This window comes from Microcoleus sp. Pol11C3 (genome assembly GCF_036701485.1).
GTDB lineage: Bacteria > Cyanobacteriota > Cyanobacteriia > Cyanobacteriales > Microcoleaceae > Microcoleus.
This window is the reverse complement of record NZ_JAUBQW010000238.1, coordinates 1-4,251: the sequence shown is the minus strand read 5'-3', so window position 1 is coordinate 4,251 and position 4,251 is coordinate 1. Positions and strand designations below refer to the sequence as shown.

The 4,251-nt window shown below is 38.4% G+C and carries 3 protein-coding genes and 2 pseudogenes; 3 read left to right on the top strand and 2 right to left on the bottom strand.

Annotation, left to right across the window (positions count from 1 at the left end):
* Positions 1-170: 170 nt before the first annotated feature.
* Entirely contained in the window at positions 171-341 is a 171-nt protein-coding gene (locus QUA40_RS27865; protein WP_445301209.1) for a response regulator, read from the bottom strand.
* Positions 342-474: 133 nt separating this feature from the next.
* Here QUA40_RS27865 and QUA40_RS27860 point away from each other — a divergent pair, with 133 nt between their 5' ends.
* Both QUA40_RS27860 and QUA40_RS27855 read left to right on the top strand, forming a co-directional pair.
* The gene (locus tag QUA40_RS27860; RefSeq protein ID WP_333131825.1) at positions 475-882 is read left to right on the top strand and encodes an IS630 transposase-related protein; all 408 of its coding nucleotides are present in this window, start codon (positions 475-477) and stop codon (positions 880-882) included.
* A gap of 25 nt (positions 883-907) precedes the next feature.
* A complete protein-coding gene (locus QUA40_RS27855) occupies positions 908-1,471 on the top strand; it encodes an IS630 family transposase (protein ID WP_333131823.1) in 564 nt (187 codons plus the stop codon).
* Positions 1,472-1,683: 212 nt separating this feature from the next.
* Here the strand turns inward: QUA40_RS27855 and QUA40_RS27850 are convergent.
* Positions 1,684-2,826, bottom strand: a pseudogene (locus QUA40_RS27850) (ISAs1 family transposase).
* Between the two features lie 384 nt (positions 2,827-3,210).
* Between QUA40_RS27850 and QUA40_RS29210 the strand changes: the two are divergent.
* Positions 3,211-4,251: pseudogene (locus tag QUA40_RS29210) on the top strand (ISL3 family transposase); the annotation flags it as partial.

The window sequence follows — 4,251 nt, the reverse complement described above, 5'->3', positions numbered from 1 at the left end:
GTATTTTATTCATGAGTATAACGCCAGTTTATCTATCAATTAAAACCCTTGATTTTCCTTGCTATGCAGGACTACCCACAGGTTCAGGATTAGCAAAAACCGCCCGAATTTCCGCAGTTGCCACCTTAATCCCACCACGAAGCACCCGCTGCTACCGATCAACGAATTGCCTAAACCAAAGTTGCCGCCGCAATTCCCTTGAGGCAATATCCCTGATCACCCGCTGAAATCAACCTTTCAATTAACGCTTTTTGGGCGTGAGATGTTAAAATTAAAACAGGAATTTCTGGATGGCGCTGTTTAATTTGGCGACACGCTTCAATGCCACCAATTCCCGGCAAACCGTTATTTAATTGCTTTGCGATAACTCGCCCTCCGAGAAGTCGCAGACACAGGGGGAACGCATCTTATTGAACACTGTTCACCAGTGGTGACTATATTTTACAGCAATTTGAGATCAAACCCGCTACACAAATGGTAAACTTTAAAGATGTAAAAAAAGGAGATTATTTAGAGATGGCAGCATATTCTATTGACTTACGACAGAAGATATTAAGTGCGTGGCAAAACAAAGAAGGCACACAAAGAGAGTTAGCAAAACGATTTAAAGTCAGTTTATCGTTTCTACGTGAATTTTTGCGTCGGTATCGAGAGACGGGGGAGATAGCTGCCAGGACTCAGGGAGAGGATCGTCGCTCGAAGCTTAAAGGTAAAGAGCAAGAATTGTTAAAGATAATAGTGACAGAGAAAAGCGATATATATTTGCGAGAAATTAAAGAGGAAATAAAAGAGCGCCAAGGCATAGAAGTAAGTATATCAAGTTTGTCACGCACTCTTAACCGCTTAAAAGTCAGGCGTAAAAAAAACTTTAGTAGCGATTGAGCAAGGTACAGAAAGAGTACAAAAATTGCGCTATGAATTTAGGCGTTGGCTAGATACTATAGACATCAAAAACCTTGTATTCCTTGATGAAACAGGTGTAAATCTGGCTATGACACGAAACTATGGTAGGTGTCAAGGTGGAGCCAGAGTCTATTATAACCGCCCAGGAAATAAAGGCAAAAACATCACTTTAATTGGAGCTATGAGTGAGGTCGGCTTAATTGCTACTATGACTTTTCCAGGTAGTCTGAACACAGCTAGTTTTTTAGTTTTTGTTGAGCAAATATTACTTCCTCAGTTGTGGATTGGAGCAATTGTAGTCATGGATAATTTACCTGTACATTATGCTGAAACTACAAAAGCTTTAATTGAATCTGTGGGAGCTTTTATAAAATTTTTGCCTCCCTACTCGCCTGATTTATCGCCCATCGAGTTATGTTGGTCAAAGTTAAAAGAAATTCTTCGTTCCCAAGGAGCTCGCACATCCGATGCTCTTGATGAAGCCATCACTATGGCTGTTAATCTTATTACTGATGAAAATGCTCTCAATTGGTTTAATCATTGTGGTTTGTTTTTTGAGCCTATTTAGATAACTCGAATTGTGGCGGGTTTGCTCGCAAAGTGCTGTAATATAAATTCACCATTATTAGAAGCTATGAATACACTTTATAATCAGTTTTTAGAGAAAAAAGGAACTGATTAATGCTGGTTTTTACTTGCTGCCATTCTTGAGACAATAAAAAGCTGACAACCCCTGTTTACAAGTTGTATAATAGTTAGCAATGAGTTGTTTTTGAAAATTTAGTTAAGTGAAACAGCGAGAATCTTAGTCAAATAGTCATCATCCCATCCGGCTCGAAGTCGCTTATTCCTTGCTCCAGTTTTTGAAGTTTTTTCTTGATTCAAAAGATTGAGGGAGATGTGTCTAAGAATGGCAAAATTTTGCGGAGCGTTATCTTTTCTGATCCGACCATCATCTTCGCGACAACCTACATCTAACACCCAATGTAAGGAGTTTTTTATCCCCCAATGACTGCGGACGGATTCACCAAATTTTTGAGCATTGTTTGGTAAACTACTAATGTAATAGCGAGTTTCAATAGTGGTTTTTCCCTTCAATATTCGCACGGATTCTATCATGCCTATACTGTCAAGTTTCTCCCATTTATTTTCTGGGTCAACGAGCTCTTTTATATTACTTAACATTAAGTGATGTCGTATTTCTAAGCGACCATGATTACTCTCTTTCTTGGTCGAATAAGCTGTATGTGTAAAGCCAGAAAAAATTTTCTCATTGCTTGCTCAAACAACTCTTCTACTCTTGCATATAGAGATGGCTGGTTATTTTTTAAGGTGATCACGTAGTCTCCTCCTTGTTCGACAATTGACTTAAGAATTGACTTCTGGCAGCCCATCGCATCAATGGTGACAATGCTTCCGTTCAATTCTAACACTTTTAGTAAAGCCGGAATTGCTGTAATTTCATTAGATTTTTTATCGACTTTAACTTGTCCTCAAACTAATCTTTGACTGGTTGCCCAAGCACTGACCATATGAATCGCTTTTTTATCCCCTCCCCGATCGTAAGAATGGCGAAGAGTTTTGCCATCAATTGCGATTACTTCTCCTGGATTCAAGCAGCTAATAGATTGAATCCAATTCAAAAAACATTTTTGAAACTGCTCCGGTTTGATCCGAGAAAATACTCTCGCAATTGTGTCATGGCTCGGTATACCATTCGGCAATTCTAAAAATTTCTTTAACCATTTGTGTTGAGCTGCGCCCGTAACTTTCGAGATCCACCCATGTATCAGCACCGCAAATCACTGCACAAATGGAAATCGTGATAATATCAATTAATTGATGATGTTTCGTCCGCTCAATTCTTTGGTCTTCTAAGTCGGAAAAATGGTCGGCAATGGTGATTTTAGGTTTAAGTTTCATACAGCGCGAACTCTGATTAAATATTTTCTAGGTACTCAATAATTATTCTCCAATATACCAGATTCTGTTAATATTAAATTTAGATGCGTTCGCCCTGCATTCTTCTATGGGGTATAAGTCCCGGCTATTTCCTTTATGACCAGGCTACCCCCCTCGCTTTTTACCGCTTTTTGTCTTTTGCGGCTTTTTTCCAAATCCCGGTGGGTCGCAAGATGGTGGTGATGATGAGTTTTCTGATGTCCGATTAATTTTTTCTAATAACTGTTCTAGGACTTACGCATTGACAAAAAACATTATCTATGTATACTCGACCATAGCATCACTCGGAAGGTTGGCTCTCCTGAGTGTATGGTGTAAAATAGATCAATCAATACAGTTAGAGTGATGAGCTTTCATTTAGACTATCTATTAGACTTGCCGGGAGTCAAGGTTGAAACTTGTACTCAAATTGAAGGACAAATTTACTTTCGTTTGAGTGCTTTAGCATCAGGAATAGTTTGTCCTCACTGTGATAATTATACAGAATAACTCCATCAGAATCGACCTATATTAGCCAGAGATTTGTCAGTTTACGGTCGTTCTGTGTATTTACAAGTACCTCGGCGGCAGTTTTACTGTGCTAGCTGTCAACGTTACGTTACAGAAAAATTAGAGTTTTTGGACAAAAAAAGACGGCATACTCAACGATACGAACAAAATATTTATGCGCGTGTTCAACAGTCAAGTATGGAACAAATTGGGCGAGAAGAAGGATTGAGTTATGACGAAATTAAAGGTATTTTTACTCATGTCAATTCCTGTAAAAAAAAACTGTTGGGAGTCAGTTAAACGAGTGAGTATAGATGAGATAAGTATGAGAAAAGGAAAAGGAAGTTTGGTAACTGTTGTTAGTGACATTGAGGGGGGTAATTTGATTGAAATGATTGACTCTCACCGCCAACCAGACATAATTGAAGTCCTTAGAAAGCAACCATTAGAGGTTCGATCACAAGTTAAAGAAGTGAGTGTTGATATGTGGGGAGGATTTCCAAAAGTTATAGAACAAGTATTCCCAAATGCCCAAGTTGTTATTGACCGTTTTCACGTTATGAAAGCAGTTAATAAAGACTTGAATAAGTTGCGTCGAGCAGTAGGAATTACAGATAGAGGAAGCAAATACTTATTGTTGAGTAATCGAAGCAACCTTAATTCCGACCAAATTGAAAGGTTGGAAATCACCTTGGAAAAATCAGAATGCTTAAGAATGGCTTATGAGATGAAAGAAGAGTTTCGGGAAATATACGAGACCGATATGACCGTCAAAATAGCCCAGATAAAGTTCAAGGATTGGCTGAATTATGCGAGAATCTTTTTTAAAGAATCATGTTCGACAATTGTCAATCATTTTGAAGGAATTTGTAACTACTTTCTTAATCGTACAACAAG